This is a genomic window from Pseudarthrobacter sp. Y6, assembly GCF_050156205.1.
Classification (GTDB): Bacteria; Actinomycetota; Actinomycetes; order Actinomycetales; family Micrococcaceae; genus Arthrobacter.
This window is the reverse complement of sequence record NZ_CP189574.1, coordinates 1,405,785-1,427,475: the sequence shown is the minus strand read 5'-3', so window position 1 is coordinate 1,427,475 and position 21,691 is coordinate 1,405,785. Positions and strand designations below refer to the sequence as shown.

20 protein-coding genes and 1 pseudogene are annotated in these 21,691 nt (G+C 64.6%); 11 read left to right on the top strand and 10 right to left on the bottom strand.

Features of this window, described 5'->3' with window-relative positions:
- Window positions 1-14 precede the first annotated feature (14 nt).
- From treZ to ACQCSW_RS06855, 5 genes are all read right to left on the bottom strand, one after another.
- Window positions 15-1,805: a malto-oligosyltrehalose trehalohydrolase gene (gene treZ, locus ACQCSW_RS06875; protein ID WP_426990076.1), complete on the bottom strand. Its 1,791-nt coding sequence runs from the start codon at window positions 1,803-1,805 to the stop codon at window positions 15-17.
- A complete protein-coding gene (treY, locus tag ACQCSW_RS06870; RefSeq protein WP_426990075.1) occupies window positions 1,802-4,141 on the bottom strand; it encodes a malto-oligosyltrehalose synthase in 2,340 nt (779 codons plus the stop codon). The genes treZ and treY overlap by 4 nt, the downstream gene beginning before the upstream one ends.
- Complete coding sequence (gene glgX, locus ACQCSW_RS06865; protein WP_426990074.1) at window positions 4,138-6,393, bottom strand: glycogen debranching protein GlgX; 2,256 nt, start codon at window positions 6,391-6,393, stop codon at window positions 4,138-4,140. Before glgX ends, treY begins: the two co-directional genes overlap by 4 nt.
- Window positions 6,394-6,466: 73 nt before the next feature.
- Window positions 6,467-8,080 carry an NAD(P)H-hydrate epimerase gene (locus ACQCSW_RS06860; protein ID WP_426990073.1) on the bottom strand — a complete coding sequence of 538 codons (1,614 nt, stop codon included), beginning with the start codon at window positions 8,078-8,080 and terminating at the stop codon, window positions 6,467-6,469.
- Between the two features lie 37 nt (window positions 8,081-8,117).
- The gene (locus ACQCSW_RS06855) at window positions 8,118-8,465 is read right to left on the bottom strand and encodes a holo-ACP synthase (RefSeq protein WP_426990072.1); all 348 of its coding nucleotides are present in this window, start codon (window positions 8,463-8,465) and stop codon (window positions 8,118-8,120) included.
- A gap of 159 nt (window positions 8,466-8,624) precedes the next feature.
- On the opposite strand from ACQCSW_RS06855, the gene ACQCSW_RS06850 reads away from it, so the two are divergent.
- The 3 genes and pseudogenes from ACQCSW_RS06850 to ACQCSW_RS06840 all read left to right on the top strand — a co-directional run bounded on the left by ACQCSW_RS06850 (window position 8,625) and on the right by ACQCSW_RS06840 (window position 9,959).
- Window positions 8,625-8,852 carry a helix-turn-helix domain-containing protein gene (locus ACQCSW_RS06850; protein WP_354250593.1) on the top strand — a complete coding sequence of 76 codons (228 nt, stop codon included), beginning with the start codon at window positions 8,625-8,627 and terminating at the stop codon, window positions 8,850-8,852.
- A pseudogene (locus ACQCSW_RS06845) lies at window positions 8,845-9,147 on the top strand (HipA N-terminal domain-containing protein); the annotation flags it as partial. The gene ACQCSW_RS06850 and the pseudogene ACQCSW_RS06845, both read left to right, overlap by 8 nt.
- A gap of 176 nt (window positions 9,148-9,323) precedes the next feature.
- Window positions 9,324-9,959: a HipA domain-containing protein gene (locus ACQCSW_RS06840; RefSeq protein ID WP_426990640.1), complete on the top strand. Its 636-nt coding sequence runs from the start codon at window positions 9,324-9,326 to the stop codon at window positions 9,957-9,959.
- A gap of 98 nt (window positions 9,960-10,057) precedes the next feature.
- Here the strand turns inward: ACQCSW_RS06840 and glmS are convergent, their stop codons facing one another.
- Both glmS and ACQCSW_RS06830 read right to left on the bottom strand, forming a co-directional pair.
- Complete coding sequence (gene glmS, locus ACQCSW_RS06835) at window positions 10,058-11,950, bottom strand: glutamine--fructose-6-phosphate transaminase (isomerizing) (RefSeq protein ID WP_426990071.1); 1,893 nt, start codon at window positions 11,948-11,950, stop codon at window positions 10,058-10,060.
- A 32-nt stretch (window positions 11,951-11,982) separates the two neighbouring features.
- Window positions 11,983-13,185 carry an AAA family ATPase gene (locus ACQCSW_RS06830; protein WP_426990070.1) on the bottom strand — a complete coding sequence of 401 codons (1,203 nt, stop codon included), beginning with the start codon at window positions 13,183-13,185 and terminating at the stop codon, window positions 11,983-11,985.
- Between the two features lie 189 nt (window positions 13,186-13,374).
- Between ACQCSW_RS06830 and coaA the strand changes: the two genes are divergently transcribed.
- The 3 genes from coaA (at window position 13,375) to mscL (ending at window position 15,702) form a co-directional block, all read left to right on the top strand.
- Window positions 13,375-14,340: a type I pantothenate kinase gene (coaA, locus tag ACQCSW_RS06825; protein ID WP_111906589.1), complete on the top strand. Its 966-nt coding sequence runs from the start codon at window positions 13,375-13,377 to the stop codon at window positions 14,338-14,340.
- A gap of 5 nt (window positions 14,341-14,345) precedes the next feature.
- The gene (locus ACQCSW_RS06820; RefSeq protein WP_426990069.1) at window positions 14,346-15,218 is read left to right on the top strand and encodes a M15 family metallopeptidase; all 873 of its coding nucleotides are present in this window, start codon (window positions 14,346-14,348) and stop codon (window positions 15,216-15,218) included.
- A 91-nt stretch (window positions 15,219-15,309) separates the two neighbouring features.
- On the top strand, window positions 15,310-15,702 hold the full coding sequence (gene mscL, locus ACQCSW_RS06815; protein WP_426990068.1) for a large conductance mechanosensitive channel protein MscL: 393 nt from the start codon (window positions 15,310-15,312) through the stop codon (window positions 15,700-15,702).
- A 55-nt stretch (window positions 15,703-15,757) separates the two neighbouring features.
- Here the strand turns inward: mscL and glmM are convergent, their stop codons facing one another.
- From glmM to rplM, 3 genes are all read right to left on the bottom strand, one after another.
- A complete protein-coding gene (gene glmM / locus ACQCSW_RS06810) occupies window positions 15,758-17,119 on the bottom strand; it encodes a phosphoglucosamine mutase (protein ID WP_354250584.1) in 1,362 nt (453 codons plus the stop codon).
- Between the two features lie 132 nt (window positions 17,120-17,251).
- The gene (gene rpsI, locus ACQCSW_RS06805) at window positions 17,252-17,758 is read right to left on the bottom strand and encodes a 30S ribosomal protein S9 (RefSeq protein WP_056344277.1); all 507 of its coding nucleotides are present in this window, start codon (window positions 17,756-17,758) and stop codon (window positions 17,252-17,254) included.
- Window positions 17,759-17,796: 38 nt separating this feature from the next.
- Window positions 17,797-18,240 (bottom strand): 50S ribosomal protein L13, encoded by a 444-nt coding sequence (rplM, locus tag ACQCSW_RS06800; protein ID WP_058931751.1) that lies wholly within the window; start codon window positions 18,238-18,240, stop codon window positions 17,797-17,799.
- Window positions 18,241-18,618: 378 nt separating this feature from the next.
- Between rplM and ACQCSW_RS06795 the strand changes: the two genes are divergently transcribed.
- The 5 genes from ACQCSW_RS06795 to ACQCSW_RS06775 all read left to right on the top strand — a co-directional run bounded on the left by ACQCSW_RS06795 (window position 18,619) and on the right by ACQCSW_RS06775 (window position 21,482).
- A complete protein-coding gene (locus ACQCSW_RS06795) occupies window positions 18,619-19,203 on the top strand; it encodes a prepilin peptidase (RefSeq protein WP_426990067.1) in 585 nt (194 codons plus the stop codon).
- 277 nt (window positions 19,204-19,480) lie between these two features.
- Window positions 19,481-19,675 carry a Flp family type IVb pilin gene (locus tag ACQCSW_RS06790; RefSeq protein WP_426990066.1) on the top strand — a complete coding sequence of 65 codons (195 nt, stop codon included), beginning with the start codon at window positions 19,481-19,483 and terminating at the stop codon, window positions 19,673-19,675.
- A gap of 24 nt (window positions 19,676-19,699) precedes the next feature.
- A complete protein-coding gene (locus ACQCSW_RS06785; RefSeq protein WP_426990065.1) occupies window positions 19,700-20,014 on the top strand; it encodes a Flp family type IVb pilin in 315 nt (104 codons plus the stop codon).
- A gap of 38 nt (window positions 20,015-20,052) precedes the next feature.
- Window positions 20,053-20,463, top strand: a complete 411-nt coding sequence (locus ACQCSW_RS06780) for a TadE/TadG family type IV pilus assembly protein (protein ID WP_426990064.1) — start codon at window positions 20,053-20,055, stop codon at window positions 20,461-20,463.
- Window positions 20,451-21,482 carry a pilus assembly protein TadG-related protein gene (locus tag ACQCSW_RS06775; RefSeq protein WP_426990063.1) on the top strand — a complete coding sequence of 344 codons (1,032 nt, stop codon included), beginning with the start codon at window positions 20,451-20,453 and terminating at the stop codon, window positions 21,480-21,482. The genes ACQCSW_RS06780 and ACQCSW_RS06775 overlap by 13 nt, the downstream gene beginning before the upstream one ends.
- Window positions 21,483-21,691: the final 209 nt, after the last annotated feature.

Here is a 21,691-nt window from a genome sequence, read left to right as displayed (position 1 = left end):
CTCCAGTGTCTACGTTAACTCGAGGCTACTTCTGCCCCAGTAGTCAGAACCGCCCCACTGTGTGCCGCCAGCAAGAACGCATCCCCGTCCAGCAAAGACGCCTCATCCGTCGAAAGCAGCACCGTGCCCCGCGAAGCCGGAAGCCGGACCGGCTCCGCCGAGAAGTTCAACAGCACCTCCACGGCCCCGCGCCGGAAGCGCAACCAGCCGGCGTCGTCGTCGAACGTCACGTCCGTTTCCGCGAACCCCAGGCCCGCCAGCTCGGGGTAAGCGCGCCGCACGGCTGTCAACGACCGGTAAAGCGACAGGAGGCGCGCGTGGTCACCGTCGGCGGCCTCCGCCCAGCTGAGCTTGGAGCGCCGGAACGTTTCGGGATCCTGCGGATCGGGTACGACGGCGGGATCCCATCCCATGCGTTCGAACTCGCGGATCCTGCCCTCCGCCGTCGCCTTGCCCAGCTCCGGCTCGGGATGCGAGGTGAAGAACTGCCACGGCGTGGAGGCACCAAATTCCTCACCCATAAACAGCATGGGCGTAAAGGGCGAGGTCAGGGTCAGCACCGCGGTCACGGCCAGCGGGCCGTACGGCAGGGACTGGGACAGCCGGTCCCCGATGGCCCGGTTGCCGATCTGGTCGTGGTTCTGGCTGCACACCACCAGGGCCGCGGGGTGGACCAGCGAGGTGTTGATGGGCCGGCCGTGATGGCGTCCACGGAAGCTGGAGTAGCTGCCGTCGTGCAGGAAGCCGTCCTTGAGGACCTTGGCCAGCACGCCGAGGGACGCGAAGTCGCCGTAGTACCCCGCGGTCTCGCCGCTGACGTTGACGTGCACGGCGTGGTGGAAGTCGTCGCTCCACTGCCCGGCGAGGCCGTAGCCGTTGGCATCACGGGGATAGATCAGCCGCGGATTGTTGAGGTCCGATTCGGCGATGAGGGTCTTGGGAAGCCCGGTCTCCGCGGAGATCGAATCGCCCAGCGCACCGAGCTCCTCCAGGAGGTGCACGGCCCGCTCGTCGCGGAGTGCGTGGACGGCATCCAGGCGCAGCCCGTCCACGTGATAGTCGCCAAGCCACAGAGCCGCGTTGTCCAGGATGTATTCACGCACGACGTCGGACCCCGGGCCGTCGAGGTTGACCGAATCGCCCCACGTGTTGGCGTCGCCTTGCTTGAGGTAGGGGCCGAATTTGGGCAGATAGTTGCCGCTGGGGCCCAGGTGGTTGTAGACCACGTCCTGGATGACGCCCAGCCTGGCTGCATGGGCGGCGTCCACAAACCGTTGGTAGGCCGCAGGCCCGCCGTAGCCTTCGTGGACCGCGAACCACTGGACGCCGTCGTAGCCCCAGTTGTGGGTTCCGTTGAACCCGTTGACCGGCAGCAGCTCCACAAAATCGATGCCGAGGTCCGCGAGGTAGCCGAGTTTATCCGCGGCTGCATCCAGGGTTCCCGCGGGCGTAAACGTTCCCACGTGGAGTTCGTAGATGACCGAGCCGCGCAGGTCCTTCCCCCGCCAGCCGGCGTCCTGCCAGGCGTAGGAACCGGGATCGTACGTGCGGGACAGGGCATGGACGCCATCCGGGAGGCGACGCGAACGGGGGTCCGGCAGCGGGTGCGTCTCGCCGTCGAGCAGGTAGCCGTAGTCCACGTCTGCGTCCGCCGGCGCGTCCGGCGCGGACCACCAGCCATCTGCGCCGGGGCCTCCGGACACCTCCTTCATGGGGTACTGCCGACCGTTGGCGAGCAGCGAGACGGCCGAGGCGTCCGGGGCCCAGACATCGAACCGGCCGGAACCGTGGTGCGTCAGGCTCATGCGTTGTCTCCGTTCACGGGCGCGAGCAGCGCCACAGGGTAGGGATGGAGGATCTCGGCCACCGGCACCGGGCCGGGGCCGTGCGTCCGGCCCGTAAGTTCGTCCCGCAATGCGGTGGAAAGTTCGACGGCGGTGTCCCGCCACCCGCCCGCGCGTTCCAGTCCGAAGGGAAGCCTCGTCGCAAGGGTCAAAGCGCCGGGCGTGCTTCCAGTGCTGTTGCTGTCCGCGCCGCGGTCGAACGCCACCAGGTGGTCCGCGGCTGCGCCGGAAGCAAGAACGGGCCGGTAGCCCTGGAAGAGTTCCGGCCGGTCCCGGCGGAGCCGGAGCGCCCGGGAGGTCAGCAGCAGTTTCGTGGCCTCGTCCCGGAAGTCCGCCGGAATCGTGCCGGCATCGAGTGCGGCCAAGGCCGCTCCGCGGGATTCGAAGTCAACAGCCCGCCTATTGTCGGGGTCGGCCAGCGACCGGTCCCGGAATTCCGTCCCCTGATACACATCAGGCACCCCCGGCATGGTCAGCTGGAGCAGCTTCAGGGACAGCGAGTTGGCGGCGGCAAAGGCGTCCGTCCTGGCGACGAAGTCCTCGATCACCTTCGTGACCCGGGCATCGTCGAACGCAGCATCCACAGCTGCCTTGACGCGTGATTCGAACTTCCGGTCCGGATCCGTCCATGTGGTGGAGTTGGCTGCCTCCCGGGCAGCCTTCTCCGCATAGGCCTGCAGCCGTTCCCGCGACGCCGGCCACGCACCGATGACCGCCTGCCACAGCAAGGTCTCGAACGGGCCGTCGGGCACCGGGGCGAGCCCGCGAAGGGTGTCCAGGGTTGCTGCCCACTCCGGCAGCTCGGCGATCACGGAGATCCGTGCCCGGGTGTCCTCACTGCGTTTGGTGTCGTGGGTGGTCAGCGTGGTCATGGACAGCGGCATGGATTTCTGCCGCCCGGCCATCCGCCGGTGGAATTCGTCCGGGGCGAGCGAGAAGTGGGACGGGTCCGCTCCCACTTCCGTCAGTGTCCCCAGCCGGGTGTAGCGGTAGAACGCCGTGTCCTCAACGCCCTTGGCCATCACCATGCCGGACGTCTGCTGGAACCGCAGTCCCAGTTCAGTCCCGGGCTTCAGCAGCAGGGGCAGCAGCACGTCCAGGACCTCGGCCAGGTCAGGGCGCTGGCGAGCCGCGGCCACGCAGGCCTCGCGCAGCACCTCCTCACCCGTAGGCAGGTACGTGCGGTACACGGGGAAGGCCGCGATGACCTGGGCCAGGCCATCAGCCACAACGTCCGCGGACTGGTCCACGGCTGCAGGCACCAGGCGGGCCAGCCGCAGGATCTCGGACCGGAGCATGCCGTCCGCCACGGCGCGCTTGGTCCCCAGAATCATGGCCGCATAGTCGGCAGGCTCGCCGGAGCGCAGCTGTGCATCCAACGCGTCCAACGCAGCCTCGCCGGCCGGGTCCACCAGCAGGCGGTCCAGGTCGGCCAGGGCGTCGTAGCCGGTGGTTCCCTCGCAGGCGAATTCCGTCGGGAGCTCCTCCCCCGGCTCCAGGATTTTCTCCACCAGGACGTAAGCGCCGCCGCTGAGGTCCTTGAGCCAGCGAAGATACCCGGCAGGATCCGCCAGGCCGTCCGGGTGGTCCACACGCAGCCCGTCAACCAGTCCGTCGTCGAACCAGCGCTTCACCTCGGCATGGGCCTGGTCGAAGACCCAAGGGTCCTCCACCCGGATGCCCGCAAGGGTGTTGACGGCGAAGAACCGCCGGTAGTTCAGCTCGCTGTCCGCCCGGCGCCAGGAGATGAGTTCATAATGCTGCCGGTCATGCACAGCCCGCGGGGAGTCGCCGTCGGAGTATGAACCTGCGGCCAACGGAAAGCGGTGGCCGTAGTAACGGAGCTCGCCATCTGCCACCTCCAGAAGCCCAAGGTCGTCATCACTGCCCAGGACGGGAATCCGGATCCGGCCGGCACCAAAGTCCCAGTCGACGTCGAACGCTTCCGCGTAAGGCGAGCGGCGCCCTTCCTGGAGCAGCGAGAACCACCACGGGTTCTGGGCGGGCGTGGCAACGCCGACATGGTTGGGGACGATGTCCACCAGCACGCCCATGCCATGCTCCCGCGCGGCTGCAGAGAGTGCCAGCAGCCCTTCCGGGCCACCCCGCTCCGGATCCACCGACGACGGATCCGTCACGTCATAGCCGTGATCGGACCCGCGTTCCGCCGTCAGGATCGGAGACAGGTAGACCCAATCAACGCCCAGCGATTTCAGGTACGGAACTGTTTCGGCAGCATCAAAGAGCGTGAAGCTGCGGCGGATCTGGAGCCGGTAGGTGGACGCCGGGACTTTCACTTACCGGCGTCCTTCCGGGCCCCGGCTTTCGTGGTTCCCCCGGGTTCGGCCACCATCGGCGCACTGAGAGCCTCGGTTTCGCTGGTGGCAGTCTGCGACAGCGCGGCGAGTGACGCAGCCACGGAATGGTCCGGTTCTACGTCGGGAACGGTGTGGGCACGGAGCACCACCAGCGACTTTGCGTCCACCGGCAGGGCCTCGCCGGCCTTGACCGGCTCGGTGTCCGCGTTATGACCGGCGGTATCGATGATGATGTCCCAGGCCGGCGCATACTCATCGGCCGGCAGGGTGAACTTCACCGTGTCGTCGTGGGCGTTGAAGTACAGCAGGAAGTTCACGTCCGTGATCCGGCGGCCACGGACATCTTTGCCCTGGATGCCGTCGCCGTTGAGGAACACGCCCACCGAGCGGCCGAAGCCGCTGTCCCAGTCCTCCGGCTTCATGGTGTCGCCTTCAACATCGAGCCATACGATGTCCGGCAGCCGTTCGCCTTCACCTCTGCGGACGGGGCGGCCGTCAAAGAACCTGCTCCGGCGGAAGGTGGGGTGCTTGGCACGGAGCGCGTTGACGGCGGCCGTGAATTCGACGAGCGGCTGGTCGATGTTCTCCCAGTTGATCCAGGTCAGTTCCGAATCCTGGCAGTAACCGTTGTTGTTGCCCTGCTGGGTGCGGCCCATTTCGTCACCGTGCAGCAGCATGGGCACGCCCTGGGACAGCAGCAGCGATGCGATGAAGTTCCGCTGCTGCCGGGCGCGCAGCCCGAGGACAGCGGGATCATCGGTGGGGCCTTCCGCTCCGCAGTTCCAGGACCGGTTGTGGGATTCGCCGTCGTTGTTGTCCTCGCCGTTGGCGTCGTTGTGCTTCTCGTTGTAGGACACCAGGTCTGCCAGCGTGAAGCCGTCATGGGCAGTGACAAAGTTGATGGACGCCACGGGACGGCGGCCCGAGTGCTCATACAGGTCAGCGGAGCCGGTGAGGCGGGAGGCAAATTCGCCCAGCGTGGACGGTTCACCGCGCCAGAAGTCCCGGACCGTGTCGCGGTACTGGCCGTTCCACTCTGTCCACTGCGGCGGGAAGTTGCCCACCTGGTAGCCGCCGGGGCCCACGTCCCAGGGCTCGGCGATGAGCTTGACCTGGGACACCACCGGATCCTGCTGGATGAGTTCGAAGAAGGTGGAGAGCTTGTCCACGTCGTAGAACTCGCGGGCCAGGGTGGAAGCAAGGTCGAAGCGGAAGCCATCCACGTGCATTTCGGTGACCCAGTACCGCAAGGAATCCATGAGCAGCTGCAGCGAGTGCGGCTGGCGGACATTGAGCGAGTTGCCGGTGCCCGTGTAATCCATGTAGTGCTTCTCGTCGCCCTCCATCAGCCGGTAGTAGGAGGCGTTGTCGATGCCCTTGAAGGACAGCGTGGGGCCAAGGTGGTTGCCTTCGGCGGTGTGGTTGTAGACCACGTCGAGGATCACTTCGATGCCTGCGCGGTGCAGCGTGCGGACCATGGCTTTGAAGTCCTGGACCTGCTGGCCGGTGTCGCCGGTGGAGCTGTAGGTGTTCTGCGGCGCGAAGAAGCCGATGGTGTTGTAGCCCCAATAGTTGCTCAGGCCTTTGTCCTGCAGGGTTCCCTCGTTGACGAACTGGTGCACCGGCATCAGCTCGATGGCGGTGATGCCCAGTTTCTGCAGGTGCGCGATGACCGACGGGTGCGCCACGCCGGCGTACGTGCCGCGCTGCTCCTCGGGGATCTCGGGGTGGAGCTGCGTGAGGCCCTTGACGTGGGCCTCGTAAATGACTGATTTGTGGTACGGGATGCGCAGGTTGTGGTCGCCGTCCCAGTCGAAGAACGGGTTGATGACCACGCCCATCATCATGTGCGGTGCGGAGTCGTCGTTATTGATGGAGTCCGGGTCGCCCAGGTTGTAGGAGAAGAGTGCCGGGTCCCAGTCCATCTGCCCGTGCACGGCCTTGGCGTAGGGGTCCAAGAGCAGTTTGTTGGGGTTGAAGCGGTTGCCGGAGTCCGGGTCATAAGGCCCGTGGACGCGGTAGCCGTATTTCTGGCCCGGCTGGACCTGCGGGATGTAGCCGTGCCACACGTAGCCGTCCACTTCATCGAGCCTGAACCGCGTTTCGACGCCGTCGTCATCGAAGAGGCACAGCTCCACCTTTTCGGCGTGTTCGCTGAACAGGGCGAAGTTCGTGCCGGTCCCGTCAAAAGTGGCGCCAAGCGGATATGCCGTTCCGGGCCAGATTTCCATGCGTGCTCCTCATCGTTTGTTCGACAGCGGGAGCGTGGACACAAAACCGCCCCTGCCGGTGCAGAACCTATGCCTACGGTAGCGGGTGGGTGTGACTATTACGTTTCCGGCCCGCTGGTTTACTAAGCAGGCTGACTTTATGCCAAGCGTCTGGTACAGCGTCTGCAATCCGGCCCGCCGTCAGCGGTCCGCCGCCGGTGGCGGCTGACCCCGCGAGGCCGTGGAGGCTGGCCCCGAGTGCGGCAATAGCCGCCCAGCGCTCGTCCGGATCTATGCCCGCGTCACGGAAGCGCCCGACGTCGGACCCCAGTTGGGCGAGCAGCGCACCGATGATCCCGGCCAGGACGTCGCCGCTTCCGGCAGTAGCGAGCCACGCCATGCCGTCCGCCTGGCTGTAGAAATCCTGGAAGGGGGAGGCCACCAGCGTGGTGGCGCCTTTGAGCAGTACGGTGGCCTCGGTAAGCACGGCGGCATGCCGGGCAGCACCGAGGGTGGAAGCCTCGACGGCGGGACGGTCAGGGGCAGGATCAAAGTCCGGGCTGTCCGGGGACGAGCCGAGTCGCTCCAGGAGCGATGCCAGTTCGCCGGCATGCGGCGTGAGCACCACCTGAGGGCCCAGGACCGCGGGCAGTGCCGGCAACGCCCCGGCATCGGCGATCACGGGCAGGCCGGATTCCACCGCGTCACGGGCGCGCTGGAGCTGTTCCGTGTCGCCCGGGCCCATCCCTGAACCCACCAGCCACGCCTGGACGTGCAGGTCCGCCACGGAGCCCGTGCTGCAGACCACCTCGGGGCAGGACTGCCGCACCAGGTTGGCCACCTCGGGCGGGCCCAGGTAGCGGACCATCCCCGCGCCGGCAGCCAGCGCACCCCGGCAGGCCAGCACGGCGGCGCCCGGATAATCTGCAGATCCGGCGACCACGCCCAGGACGCCGCGGGAATACTTGTGCGAGCGCCTCCGGGGCTGCGGCAGGAGCCAGGCCAGGTCCACCGGTTCAAACCTTCGCAGCGCCGGCCAAGGCAGTTCCTCTTCGATGCCGATGGGCACCACGTGGATGCGGCCGGCGTGATCGGCCCCCGGGTCCGCCAGCAGCCCTACTTTGGCTGCGGCGAAAGTTACGGTCACATCCGCGGACAGCACCGGCGCATGGGCCTCACCGGTGTCGGCGTCCACGCCGCTCGGAACATCGCAGGCCACCACAATTCCCGGCTCCTGGGACGCCAGCCGCACTTCCGAAAGGCCGCTCACCAGGTCGGCCGCCGCTCCCCGAAGGCCGCCGTGGGCGCCCGTCCCCAGGATTGCGTCAATCACGACGTCGGCACCCGCCACGTGTGCCGCCAGCTGGCTGGAATTGAAATCAGTGAGAAGGTGCACGCGCCCGCCGGCGCGCTCAAAAGCAGCCAGCGCCTCGGCGTGGGCCGTTCCGGCGGTGAGCACCGCCGTCGTACGCATTCCTCTGGCGGCCAGGAACGAGGCGGCGAAGAGTCCATCTCCCCCGTTGTTGCCTTTGCCCACCAGAACGGCCACGCTGGCGCCGTAGAGCCGCCGGCCGCGTGCCTTCAGCTCGTGGACCACAGCGTTGGCGAGCCCATGGGAGGCTCTCTGCATCAGAACAGCGCCCATCCCGGCAGTCAGGAACGGCTGTTCGGCCGCCCTGATCTGGGTTCCGGTATAGGCGCTGATCATGGTGTCAGGTCCGTTGATGGCTCAGCCGCAGGGGCCCTCAGCCTTCGGCGATGACCGTGGCGGTGGCGATCCCGCCGTCGTGGCTCATGGAGACGTGCCAGCGCTTGACGCCCTTGGACTCGGCCACCGCGAGAACGGTGCCCTTGACCTGGATAGTGGGGCCGTGCTGGTCCAGGCCGATCCAGCAGTCCTGCCAGTTCATACCGGCCGGCGCGCCGAGGACCTTGGCCACGGCCTCCTTGGCGGCGAACCTCGCGGCCAGCGAGCGGGTGTTCAGCTCGCGTTCCGCGGGCACGAACAGCCGGTCCCGGAGGCCCGGGGTGCGCTCAAGCTGGCGGCCGAACCGCTCGATGTCTACAACGTCTACGCCAATGCCAACAATCATGGCGCTATTCTACGGGGACGCTCGTGACCTGCCGCGCACCGCGCACCGCGCTGCGCGATTATCAACCGGCCGAGTATTACGTCTTCGTAATCACACTGGTACGATTACGAAGAGGTAATCATTTCTCTTCTATTACGAATACCTCATCAAGGAGGCCGTGTGCACGGCGTTATGAAATCAGTAGCGGATCTGGGCCTGATGGTCTACGGCATCCGTCAGCGCAGCGGGCTCTCCCAGCGCGAGCTTGCCAGCCGGCTCGGAGTCAGCCAGCGGTACCTCTCCGAACTGGAGACAGGCAAGCCCAAAGTCCTCAACGACCAGTTCTTCGCCGTCATGGAAAAACTCGGCATCGAGCTGACGTTCCGGGAAGGCGCCGACCGTGACTGAAGCGCGGGATGTCCACCTCTACGGCACGGTGATCGGCCGCATGGTCCGGGCCAGCGCGTCCACGGTGACGTTCGAATCCTCCGAGGCCGGGATGGCCCGGTTCGGGATCGGCTCCAGAATCCTGTCCGCCAATCTGCCCCTCGGACCCCGCCCCTCGACCCCGGAGGCGGCCACCGCGTTCTTTGGCGGACTGCTGCCGGAAGGCTCCGGCAGGACGAATCTCGCCAAACAAACGCAGGCCAGCCGCAATGATGTCTTCGCCCTGGTCTCTTATGCCGGCCGTGATGTCGCCGGCGCGGTCCGCGTCGGTGGGGACCCCGTGGAAGCCGCCGAATCCTATGAGGCACTGACCGATGAGCAGATCGCCGAGCGGTTAACTCTCATCAACGACTACGCGCTCGGCGCCGTAGGCGGGGGCGCCTCCTTGGCCGGTTACCAGCCCAAAACCACGCTTGCCCTGCTGGACGGGGTGTGGCACGCGGGGGTCGACGGCGCCGCATCCACTCACATCATCAAGCCGGTGGCTGCCGGGAACGAGCACGCCCTGCACGCCGAAGCGTTCTGCCTGGCGCTTTCGCGGCGGATCGGGCTGACCACGTTCGCCAGCGACGACGCCGGGACGTCCTCGGTGCCGGGCCCGATGACCGCGAGATGTTACTCGCGCACACGGCCTTCAACACCGCCATCGGCAACACCGACGCCCACGCCAAGAACTTCTCCACCCTCCGGAGCCCCAACGGCGCTGTCACACTGGCGCCGCTCTACGACGTGTCAACACACGCCCTCGCGCCCGACGGCCAACTGAACATGTCCCTCCGGGTCAACTCCCGCGCCTATCAGCCGTCAGTGACGGTAGATGACCTTGTCACCGAAGGCGTCTCCTGGGGACTCGACGAACGGCATGCACGGCACGCCGTCACCGGAACGCTCGAAGAGCTGGCCCACTCCCTCGAACAGGCCGACGCATCCGCCGTCGGGGAGAAAGTGGCACGGTACATCGGCCACGGGACGAGGAATCTTCTGGACGGCAAGGCTGCCGGAATCGGCGGCGCGCACCCGTCCCTGGCCGCACCGGGTCCAGTACCGGCCATGCCGCCGCGGAGCTGACAGTCGAGCCTGCGCACCAAGAACGGAAGCCCCGAGCCTAGGGCTCGGGGCTTCCGTTTCGCTGAGCACCAACCGGCACGGGGCCGGTCAGCCGCCGGCTACTCTACGGTGACGCTCTTGGCGAGGTTGCGGGGCTGGTCCACGTCGTAGCCCTTGGCCGAGGCGAGGGCCAGGGCGAAGATCTGCAGCGGGACCGTGCTGAGCAGCGGGGCCAGCAGGGTGTCGGTCTCCGGGATGTAGAAGACGTGCTCGGCGTAGGCCTTCACTGCCTCGTCGCCCTCTTCGGCGATCACAATGGTCTTGGCGCCGCGCGCCCGGACTTCCTGGATGTTCGAGACAACCTTGGCGTGCAGCGAGTCGCGGCCGCGCGGGGACGGGACCACCACAAACACGGGCTGGCCTTCCTCGATCAGCGCGATGGGGCCGTGCTTGAGCTCACCGGCGGCGAAGCCTTCGGCGTGGATGTAGGCGAGCTCCTTGAGCTTCAGCGCACCTTCCATGGCCACCGGGAAGCCGACGTGGCGGCCCAGGAACAGCACAGACTTCGCGTCGGCCATGGACGCGCCGAGTTCCTTGATCTCGCCCTCGTGGTCCAGGATCCGCTGGATCTTGGCGGGGATCTTGTTCAGGTCCGCCAGGATGTCCTTGATCTCGCCCTGGAACTTGTTCCCGCGCAGCTGCGCCAGGTACAGGCCCAGCAGGTACGCGGCGGTGATCTGCGCCAGGAACGCCTTGGTGGAGGCAACGGCGATTTCCGGGCCGGCGTGCGTGTAGAGCACGGCGTCGGATTCACGCGGGATGGTGGAGCCGTTGGTGTTGCAGATCGAGACCGTCTTGGCGCCCTGTTCCTTGGCGTAGCGGACGGCCATCAGGGTGTCCATGGTCTCCCCGGACTGGGAGATCGAGACGATCAGGGTGTTCGCGTCCACGATCGGGTCGCGGTAACGGAACTCGTGGGAGAGCTCCACCTCGGTGGCGATCCGGCACCAGCGCTCGATGGCGTACTTGGCCACCTGCCCGGCGTACGCGGATGTGCCGCAGGCCAGCACAATGATCTTGTCGACGTTTTTTAGCAGTTCCGGGTCGATCCGCAGCTCATCAAGGGTCAGTCTGCCGTCGATATCCGAGCGGCCCAGCAGGGTCTTGGCCACGGCGTCGGGCTGGTCATGGATTTCCTTCTCCATAAAGGACGGGAAACCGCCCTTCTCCGCAGATTCCGGGTCCCAGTCAACGTGGTATTCCTTGCCCTCGGCCGGGGCGCCGAAGAAGTCGGTGATCTCCACCGAGTCAGCGGTGATGGTGACAATCTGGTCCTGGCCCAGTTCCACCGCGCGGCGGGTGTAGTCAATGAACCCGGAGACATCAGAGCCCAGGAAGTTCTCGCCCTCGCCCAGGCCAACCACCAGCGGCGAGTTGCGGCGGGCTGCAACCACAACGTCGGGCTGGTCAGCGTGCACGGCCAGGAGGGTGAAAGCACCCTCGAGGCGCTGGCAGGCGAGCTGCATCGCAGTGGTCAGGCCGCCGTCGGACACGTCACCGTTGAACTTGGTGCGGAAAATGTCGCCCAGCAACACGGCCGCGACTTCGGTGTCCGTCTCGGACTCGAAGGCGTAGCCCTTGCCCACCAGCTCCAGCTTCAGCTCGGCGAAGTTCTCGATGATGCCGTTATGGATCAGGGCCAGCTTGCCGCCGTCGGCCAGGTGCGGGTGCGCGTTCTGGTCCGTGGGGCCGCCGTGTGTGGCCCAGCGGGTGTGGCCGATGCCGGTGAACGTCTCCGGCAGCGGGTTTTCCTCCAGCTCGGCCAGGAGGTTGCTCAGCTTGCCGGACTTCTTCCGGGATTCGATGAACCCCTTGGAGACCACCGCCACCCCCGCAGAGTCGTAACCCCGGTACTCCAGGCGGCGCAATCCTTCAAGGACTACATCCAACGCACTGTGACCGGTATTCCCACGGCCAGCAGAATGGCCCACATATCCAACGATTCCACACATGGGCTCCAGCTTATCGGCAGCAGGGTTGAGGTTTAAACCGCGTGACGAGACTCACGCCCAAACCTGCTGATGTAATCCGCCATCCCAGGAACGGTGAAGGCGAGATAGCCGCGGCGTGGGGCGTAGATGAGACCCGCATGGATTAGTGACTGCCTCGCTGCGGACACCGCAGTTTGAACCCTGCCCAGCCGTGTAGCGATGTCGCTGACCAGTGAAGGGGCGTCGTTGTCCTGGGCCATGGCCGCCATGAACTCCTGCTGGGCAGTGGTCGCTCTTTCCCAGCGTGAGTTGTAGAGTCCGGCGTCCACTTCGTCGCGGGCCCTGCCGATCCCTATGCGTGCGTCATCTGCGTCGATTGTCCGGGAAGCGGCAACATCCCAGATGTGCTTGCCGCAGGCCTGGACGAAATATGGGTACCCGCCGGATGCTTTCAGGACAACAACCAAGGCATTTTCGCTCCAGGTCACGCGCTCCCGCTGCGATGGTGTTACGAGGGCGTCTTTGGTGTCCTCGTCGCTTAGGAGCCCCACAGTTCGATAAAGATACATGCGCTCTGCGTAAGTGGAAGCTTTGGCAAGGACGGAAGGCAGTGACGGGAGGCCCGTGCCGAGGAACATGAGCGGCGCGGGACGCGGATCTTGGCCGAGCTGGTGCAAGGCGACGTTGAGCGCCTCCAGGTCCTTCTTTGGTGCTTCTTGCAGCTCATCGACAGCCAGCAGAACTCCCGTTCCGGCGGCACGAGCGGCGAGCCCCAGCGATTCCAGCATTTCGGCAAGGTCTGTTGAGAGTTGGCCGCTGTCGGCCTTCCCTGCCGCGGCCTGGATGTCGAACCCGAAACCGTACGTGCCGGCCGGGTCGACTTTGAGCTGAAAGGAGCGGAAGACGGCGAAGGCCTCACGGAATGACCGCTTGACCTTCTCGGAGGCCGTGGCCGCTTTGCGTAGGGCGACGTAGATTTCTTTGGCCAGCTGAACCGCCAGCGGCTGGCTGCCGGATGCTTCAAGCTTGACGACGACCCAGCCTGCATCAACGGCGTTTCGAGCGCATTGGTTCAGCAGCACGGTCTTGCCAACACCCCGAAGGCCGGAGATGATCCATGGCCGCTCCCCCTCGCCGTCGGCCGCTACGGCTTCGAGCATGCCCATGAAATCAGCCAGTACTGCAGAGCGACCAGCCAGTTCAGGAGGTACCCGGCCCGCGCCGGGCCGGAAAGGGTTAGGGGTATTCAGAATCATGAATCCAACCCTATCTGCAATTATTGCGAAATCAAGATAATTATGGATTATTTGGCATAAAGCTGCACCATCCGCGCGAGAAAAAATACCTGAGGCCAGCACAACACTTATGCGAGCATCCTGACGGTAAGTCGTTACAGCCGGTCACCGCATTTCGCTCTGGGCCGCGCGGGGGGCAGAATCTCTAAAGTGACTTTGCAACGCAACGAAGCAAACGGGGAGGGCGTCTCCCCGTTCGTTGAACTGGACCGCCAGACCTGGTCCCGGCTCGCCGCCCAGATGGAGCAGCCCCTTAACGAAGAGGACATTGTCCGTCTGCGTGGCCTCGGCGACCCCCTGGACATGAAGGAGATCCGCGAGGTCTACCTGCCCCTGTCCCGGCTCCTGCACCTCTATGTGGAGGCCGCGGGCCAGCTTCATTCGGCCACCACCACCTTCCTGGGTGAGCAGACCCAGCGCACCCCGTTTGTCATCGGCGTGGCCGGCTCGGTGGCCGTGGGCAAGTCCACCATCGCCCGTGTGCTCCGGGAGATGCTGCGGCGCTGGCCCGGCACGCCGAACGTTGAGCTGATCACCACCGACGGCTTCCTCTACCCCCTGGCCGAACTCAAGCGCCGCCAGCTGCTGGAACGCAAGGGCTTCCCCGAGTCCTACGACCGCCGCGCGCTGCTGCGTTTTGTGAGCGAGATCAAGGGCGGCGCGGAGGAAGTCCGGGCACCCTGGTACTCCCACGTCACCTATGACATCGTGCCGGACAAGGAAGTGGTGGTCCGCCGCCCGGACGTGCTGATTGTGGAGGGCCTGAACGTGCTGGCCCCGGCCCGCCCGCGCCATGACGGCAAGCAAGGCCTGGCGCTGAGCGATTTCTTTGATTTCTCCATCTATGTGGACGCCAAGACCTCCTACATCGAGGAGTGGTACGTGGAGCGGTTCCGCAAGCTCCAGAGCACCGCGTTCGCGCAGCCGGAGTCCTACTTCCACCGTTACGCAACACTGTCCGACGCCGAAGCCGAGCGCACGGCCCGGGACATCTGGAAGCGCATCAACGAGCCCAACCTGGAGGAAAACGTCCTCCCTACCCGTGGCCGCGCCCAGCTGGTCCTGACCAAGGATGCGGACCACTCCATCCGCCGCATGCTTCTGCGGAAGGTTTAACACACATGTGCCACAACTGCGCGGCAGGCGGTGTCTCCCCGGGATCCAGTCGCAGGTCCTTCGCCCGCTTCCTCGCCGCCGGCGCCGGGCTGACCGTCCTGGCAGCGTGCACGCCGGAGGCACCGGCCGGGGTGGCGCCGTCGTCGTCCTCCCCCGCGCCGGCGGTGACCTCCGCATCCTCCTCCCCCGTGGCAGTCCCGTCAGTGGAAAGCACGACGGCGGCAGCTGAGCCGCCGCCGCAGGTTCCCGCACCGCCGTCGGCAGCGCTGCCCCGGCAGTCCTCCCTCACGGATCCGGCCAGCCCTTGGCTGGTGGTCAACAAACGCCGTCCCCTGACGCCGGCGGACTACGTTCCCGCGGACCTGGTCCAGCCCAACATTCAGCTGGCAGTCTCCGGCGAGGCGGCGCTGCTGAACAGCACGACGGCGGCTGCCGCGGAAGCGATGTTCGCCGCGGCCGCGCAGGACGGCGCGAGCATGACGCTGGCAAGCGGCTACCGCTCCTATGGCACCCAGGTGGCCACGTACAACGGCTATGTGGCGGCCCGCGGCCAGGCCGATGCCGACACCGCCAGCGCCCGCCCCGGCTACTCGGAACACCAGACCGGCTGGTCCTTCGACATCGGCGACGGCGGGGGCGTGTGCGGTTTTCAGCCTTGCTTCGCCGAGCAGCCGGCGGCGGTGTGGGCGAAGGCGAACGGCCACCGCTTCGGATTTGTGGTCCGGTATCCGTCGATGTTCCACCCGATCACCGGCTACTACTACGAGCCGTGGCACCTGCGGTACATCGGCGTGGAAGCCGCCACCGACATGGCGAACCGGGGCATCAGCACGGTGGAGGAGTACTTCGGGGTGGACGCGGCACCGGGGTATTCCTAAGCAGCACATACACAGCCCTAGTCCTCGGCGCGGCCAAAAGGATTACACCGTTGTCATCCGCCGTTCACAACCTTGGGCTAACTTGGTTCCTATGCTTACTGGATTCAGGAATTTCATTATGAAGGGCAACGTTGTTGACCTTGCCGTCGCCGTCGTGATGGGTGCCGCTTTCGGCGCCGTCGTGACCTCAATTGTCGAGGGCCTTCTCACGCCCCTGATCGGACGTCTCTTCAGCGCCAAAGGCATTGAAGAGATGCAGTGGGAGGGATTCATGTACGGGTCCGTCATCTCCTCCGTCATTTCTTTCGTACTGGTGGCCGCCGCCATCTACTTCGTGGTGGTTCTCCCGATGAACCACATGATCGAGCTCCGCAACCGCAAGCTGGGCATTGACCGGGACGTGAAGGAAGAGGCTGCGGAAGACCCGCAGATCGCCCTGCTCACCGAAATCCGGGATGCGCTGAAGGCCGACGCACGCCGGTAAAGCCAAAATGGCCCGTCTCCCTGCGGAGACGGGCCATTCTTTTGGTTCTTTCGGCTCAGTCCGCCACCAGCTCGAGCGCAAGCTCGGTGCGGACAACCTGGGCAAGGCGCTCGGCGATGGAGTGGGCTGTTGCCTCATCCCCCGCTTCCACCATGACGCGCACTACAGGCTCGGTGCCTGACGGGCGGAGCAGGACACGTCCGGTGTCACCCAGTGCGGCTTCGGCCAGGACCACGGCCTGTGCCAGCGCCTCGGAACTTCCCACGCGGGTGCGGTCAACGCCCTTGACGTTGATCAGTACCTGGGGAAGCTTGGTCATCACGGTGGCCAGCTGCTTGAGCGGGCGGCCTGTCAGGGCCACCTGGGCGGCCAGCTGCAGCCCGGTGAGGACGCCGTCGCCCGTGGTGGCATAGTCGGCAAAGATCACGTGCCCGGACTGCTCTCCACCAAGGTTGAAGCCGCCGTCGCGCATTTCCTCCAAGACGTAGCGGTCCCCCACCGCCGTTTCACGGATGCTGATGCCTGCCTTGCGGAGAGCGATCTTGAGGCCAAGATTGCTCATCACGGTGGCCACCAGGACGTCGTCTGTGAGCTTGCCGGAGGCTTTCAGCGCCACGGCCAGGATCGCCATGATCTGGTCGCCGTCAACGTCGTTGCCTTCGTGGTCCACGGCCAGGCAACGGTCGGCGTCGCCGTCGTGGGCGATGCCCAGGTCCGCTCCGTGCTTCAGGACGGCGGCCTTGAGGGGACCCAGGTGGGTGGAGCCCACGCCGTCGTTGATGTTGTGGCCGTCCGGCTCGGCGCCGATCACGATGACGTCGGCGCCGGCGTCCTTGAAGACCTGGGGTGAGCAGCCGCTGGCGGCACCGTGGGCGCAGTCCAGCACTACCTTCAGGCCGTCGAGGCGGTGCGGGAGCGTCTGCAGGAGGTGGACGATGTAGCGGTCCTCGGCGTCGGAGAACCGCTGGATCCGGCCCACGTCGCTGCCGACCGGCCGCACGGGCTCCTTGCCCATCTGTTCTTCGATGGCGTTCTCGACGTCGTCGGGGAGCTTCTGGCCGCCGCGGGCGAAGAACTTGATGCCGTTATCCGGCGCGGGATTGTGGGAGGCCGAGATCATGACGCCGAAGTCGGCGTCGAGGTCTGCCACGAGGTAGGCCGCGGCCGGCGTCGGAAGGACACCGGCGTCGTAGACGTCAATCCCAGAGCTGGACAGCCCTGCCTCGACGGCGGCGGCGATGAATTCCCCGCTGGCGCGGGGGTCACGCGCCACCACGGCGCGGGGCCGTGAGCCGTTGGTATTGCGGTCATGACCCAGCACGACGGCGGCCGCCTGGGCCAGGTGCATCGCCAGCTCAGCAGTCAACAGGCCGTTAGCCAGGCCCCGGACACCATCTGTTCCAAATAATCTAGACATCGGCTCAAGTCTAGAGGACGGTCACGCGAAGACCTGAACCGGCTGGTCAGAGTGACGCCAGCTTCGGGAGCCCGGCATTAAAAGCAGAAGCCCGCCCCACCGACGGTGGGACGGGCTCCTGCGTAAGCGGGTTTAGCGCTTGGAGTACTGCTGAGCCTTACGGGCCTTCTTGAGACCGGCCTTCTTACGCTCGATGACGCGTGCGTCACGGCGCAGGTAACCGGCCTTCTTCAGGGTGGCGCGGTTGTTCTCGGTGTCGATCTCGTTCAGTGAACGGGCGATGCCGAGGCGCAGGGCACCGGCCTGGCCGGAGATGCCGCCACCGTGGATGCGGGCAATGACGTCGTAGGCGCCATCAAGATCGAGGATCTTGAAGGGCTCGTTGACGTCCTGCTGGTGCAGCTTGTTCGGGAAGTAGTTGTCCAGCGCGCGGCCGTTGATGGTCCACTTGCCGGTGCCGGGGACGATGCGCACGCGGGCAACAGCTTCCTTGCGGCGGCCAACTGCGGCGCCGGCAACGGTCAGTGCCGGGCGTTCCTTCTTCGGCGCTTCTGCTTCCGCAGGACCGCTCTCCGAGGTGTAGCTGGTCGGGTTTTCCTCAGCCACAACGGCCTCGGTGGTCTCTTCGTTCTGAGCCACGATTCTCCTTGTATAGATAAGTTGTTTGGTGGCCAGGACTACTGGGCGACCTGGGAAATTTCGAACGTCTTGGGCTGCTGTGCGGCGTGGGGGTGCTCTGCACCGCGGTACACCTTCAGCTTGCCCAGCTGCTGCGCAGCGAGGGAGTTCTTCGGGAGCATGCCCTTGATGGCCTTCTCAACGGCGCGGACCGGGTTGGATTCCAGGAGTTCCGCGTAGTTGACGGAGGTCAGGCCGCCCGGGTAGCCGGAGTGGCGGTATGCGCGCTTCTGCTCCAGCTTGGCGCCGGTCAGGGCTACCTTCTCAGCGTTGATAATGATGACGAAGTCGCCCATGTCCATGTGGGACGCAAAGGTGGCCTTGTGCTTGCCGCGCAGCAGGATTGCGGTCTGGCTCGCGAGACGACCAAGGACAACGTCTGTGGCGTCAATGACGTGCCACTGGCGGTTGATATCGCCGGGCTTCGGGGTGTACGTACGCACGGTTTTTGCCTCGTTCTTGTTCTGGCGTTCTTGTTTAGGTGTCACTCAAGCGTGTGCACCTACTATCTATGCGCTACCGGAACAGAGGTGAGGGCTCCATGTAACCAGTCATCCTGAAGTCCCGAATGTGCTCGTTGAGTAGTTATCCTGCAACCGGATTCTCAAGCGGGCACGCATCATCGAGAAAGGACACGCACAACGACTACCAATGTTAGCTTGAACCGGGCCTCAGGGTCAAAATGGGGTAGCCGGACGCTCATCCACTAATCTGCCGGCCCGACGTAAGTAGGGGATGCAGTGACTTCTTGGGGCGACGCTGGCTCAGCCGGACTACTGTTCGAGGCCGTCATCGGGCTCTTGGGACTCATCGTCTCACCGATGACTGAGCTGCTCATTGCCAAGACGCTCCCCCGCGTCGGCCCGATGCCTTGCTGGCGAGCAAGGATCGCGACGGCCGCGATCACCGCCACCCTCTGTGCAGCCTTCGCCTTCCGGTTCGGCGTCGACCCAGAATTGCCGGCATTCCTACTCCTCGCCGTTCTTGGTGTGGAGCTGGCGAGAATTGACGTCTCGCTCCATTTGCTGCCGAACCCTTTGGTGATTGCCCTATTAGCAGGGGGCCTTTTGTTCCTTTTAGGGGCCACATTTGGCGGGGAACAGTGGTCCAGTCTCGTTCGCGCACTGGCCGGCGCCGCAATTCTCTTCGTCATCTACCTGATTCTGGCGTTAATTTCGCCGACGGGCCTCGGAATGGGCGACGTCAAGCTAGCCGCTCCAGTCGGCCTCTACTTGGGGTACCTAGGTTGGAACCAGTTGCTCTACGGTGGCCTGCTTGGCTTCATTGTCGGAGGAATTGCATCTGCCCTCACGCTGAGGTGGCACCGGAAAGAAAAGCCTGCCGAAGTGGCCTACGGGCCGTCGATGCTCACTGCAGCCGTTGCCGTGTCACTCGCTTGGGGTTGAGCCGAACGTTTCCCTGACTCACTTTTTGGGAGCTTCGCTCTGCCCGCCACCAAGTATTACCTGCTCCTGATCCGGGCCAAAAACTGAGTACTCAAAATCACGTCGCGCGTATGCCTGTGCATTAGCCCGCAAAAAGTCGAGTACCACTACGCATTGTTGCCGCTGAACGCCAGTGACAATCTTTTCCTAGCGAAGTCCAGCCGCTAGGAATTATGGGGGCAGCTGGAAATTCGTTGAAAATACCCCAATCAATTTCATCGAATTAAGGAAACCCAAAATGACTTCTCTCATGGTCTCAATGATCGCATTTGTCGCCGGCGTAAAGGATCGTCTCTCTAACGAAAAGGGCGCAACCGCAGTCGAATATGGACTGCTCGTCGCGCTCATCGCAGCGGTCATCATCGGCATCGTGGCAACCCTTGGCACGCAGATCGCTGCGGCGTTCCAGACCATCGTAGATGCGCTGCCGTAACCGATTCTTTCCTGAAGCCCAGGGGTGGGGCGGCGGCGAGTGGAGCGTCGATTTCACTGCCACCGCATCCGCCCCTGGGCTTCTTTAGTTATTGCACCCACCGGCTTGTGCCGGGTCTCAAGTTCAGGAGGGGTTGTGCCAGGTCTTACGCTATTTCAGGCAGTCGGGCAATGTGCTTTTGTGGACAGACTTCGGAATAATCTTTCCAGCGAAGCTGGGGCGACTGCTGTTGAATACAGCCTACTGGTCGCATTCATAGCCACGGTGATTATTGGTTCCGTGGGAGCCCTAGGGAACCAACTCATTCCTGGCTTCCAATCTGTGATCGACGGCCTCTGATGGCTGTTAAACGTCGCGCCGCACGACGGTCACGGTCCATGCTGCCGAAGGAAAAAGGGGCAGTCGCGGTCGAATTCGCCCTTGTTCTCCCGATATTTCTGATGCTTGTCTTCGGAATCGTCGAATTCGGCAGGGCTTACAACATCCAGGTCTCAATGTCCGAAGCAGCACGCGAAACAGCTAGGTACACGGCCATCCACTACGCGGACGCAGGCTTCTCACCCGCGGCTGCCCGCACGGAGGGCATCAACGCCGCGCCGTCAATCGCATTGAAGCCCGCCGATATTCAGATTGCTTACTCCAGCGGATCTGCTTGCGCGGCCGGCCAACGCGTTGTCGTCACCATCAATGTGGTGACTCCCTACATGACCGGGCTCCCGGGCCTTATCCCAGGAATGCCGGCAAGCCTCGACATTTCAAGCAAAGGCGTAATGCGATGTGGCGGATAAAACAGGACGACCCAGAGCGCGGAGTCATCGCACCATTGACCGCGATCCTCATGGTGGTATTGCTTGGAATGGCAGCGTTTGCCGTGGATGCGGCAACGATGTATTCCGAACATGCCCAGCTACAGAACGGCGCGGACTCCGCTGCCCTTTCAATTGCGCAGGCGTGTGCCGCCGCGCCCCCAACCGCCGGCTGCGCGGCGCCCAAAGCCGACGCGGCTCCCCTTGCTAAGGGCAACGCCGTGGACGGTTCGAGCCACGTGTTGACCGCGACAGTGACTGGGGGCACGGTTGATGTGACCACACAAACCGAGAACGCCGCAGGCGACAAGCACTTCTCGCTTGTATTTGCCCGGGTGCTGGGCATCGATACTGCGGACATACGCGCCTCCGCACAGGCGAAGTTTGGCGGCTATTCTGCTGCGAACGTCCTGCCGCTGTCATTCTCCAAATGTGAGTCAGACCCGGGGTTCACAAAGGATCTGCAGTTCTTCCCATCCCACGGTGACGCCCTAGCGAGCCAGCCTGGCTACAAATGCTTGTCGTCGTCATCGGGCTTGGAAGTCCCTGGCGGATTCGGCTGGCTGGATCACGTTGCCGGCACCTGCAATGTCAAGGTTGACATTAAGAATCCTTGGGTGGGCACAAACACCGGTCAGGACTTCGACGGTGACTGCGGCTCGGTATTGAGCCAATGGGGCAACATACTCGCCGATCCCACCAAGACGGTCAACATCCTGATTCCCATCTTCGACGACCTCCGCGGTACAGGGAGCAACGCGGAGTTTCACATACAGGCCTTCGCACAGATTTCTCTACGTGGCTGGAACCTTTCCGGTGGGACCAAACTGCCGGAGGACTTCATGACGGCTGAGGCCACTAAGTTGTCCAAATCGCTGAAGCTCAAGAACAGCGACAACGGAATTTTTGGCCGATTCATCAAAAAGGTCACCCTCGCCGAAGCCGCCACCCTGGGCGGACCGACAACGTACGGCGCACCGGGGGTCCAGCTGACGAAGTAGCTGGCACGCAAGTAATCAAGTTCCATTCCCGCAAAGGAGATAAAGACGTGAAAACTCGCCTACTGGGAGGCATCGTCGCACTTGTGCTGGCAATAGTTGGCACACTGCTACTGGTCTCATACGTTCAAGGATCCGAGGCAAGGGCCCAAGAGGACCTAAAGCCGGTCGAAGTGCTCGTAATCCAGGAACAGGTCCCGCAAGGCTCTGAT

Coding starts and splice junctions, on each gene's coding strand:
- glmM (WP_354250584.1), bottom strand. CDS start 17,119: ATGTCTAGATTATTTGGAACAGATGGTGTCCGGGGCCTGGCTAACGGC.
- ACQCSW_RS06830 (WP_426990070.1), bottom strand. CDS start 13,185: ATGATTCTGAATACCCCTAACCCTTTCCGGCCCGGCGCGGGCCGGGTA.
- ACQCSW_RS06860 (WP_426990073.1), bottom strand. CDS start 8,080: ATGATCAGCGCCTATACCGGAACCCAGATCAGGGCGGCCGAACAGCCG.
- glmS (WP_426990071.1), bottom strand. CDS start 11,950: ATGTGTGGAATCGTTGGATATGTGGGCCATTCTGCTGGCCGTGGGAAT.
- ACQCSW_RS06820 (WP_426990069.1), top strand. CDS start 14,346: ATGTGCCACAACTGCGCGGCAGGCGGTGTCTCCCCGGGATCCAGTCGC.
- glgX (WP_426990074.1), bottom strand. CDS start 6,393: ATGGAAATCTGGCCCGGAACGGCATATCCGCTTGGCGCCACTTTTGAC.
- ACQCSW_RS06780 (WP_426990064.1), top strand. CDS start 20,053: ATGCTGCCGAAGGAAAAAGGGGCAGTCGCGGTCGAATTCGCCCTTGTT.
- mscL (WP_426990068.1), top strand. CDS start 15,310: ATGCTTACTGGATTCAGGAATTTCATTATGAAGGGCAACGTTGTTGAC.
- ACQCSW_RS06855 (WP_426990072.1), bottom strand. CDS start 8,465: ATGATTGTTGGCATTGGCGTAGACGTTGTAGACATCGAGCGGTTCGGC.
- treZ (WP_426990076.1), bottom strand. CDS start 1,805: ATGAGCCTGACGCACCACGGTTCCGGCCGGTTCGATGTCTGGGCCCCG.
- ACQCSW_RS06775 (WP_426990063.1), top strand. CDS start 20,451: ATGTGGCGGATAAAACAGGACGACCCAGAGCGCGGAGTCATCGCACCA.
- ACQCSW_RS06795 (WP_426990067.1), top strand. CDS start 18,619: ATGACTGAGCTGCTCATTGCCAAGACGCTCCCCCGCGTCGGCCCGATG.
- ACQCSW_RS06790 (WP_426990066.1), top strand. CDS start 19,481: ATGACTTCTCTCATGGTCTCAATGATCGCATTTGTCGCCGGCGTAAAG.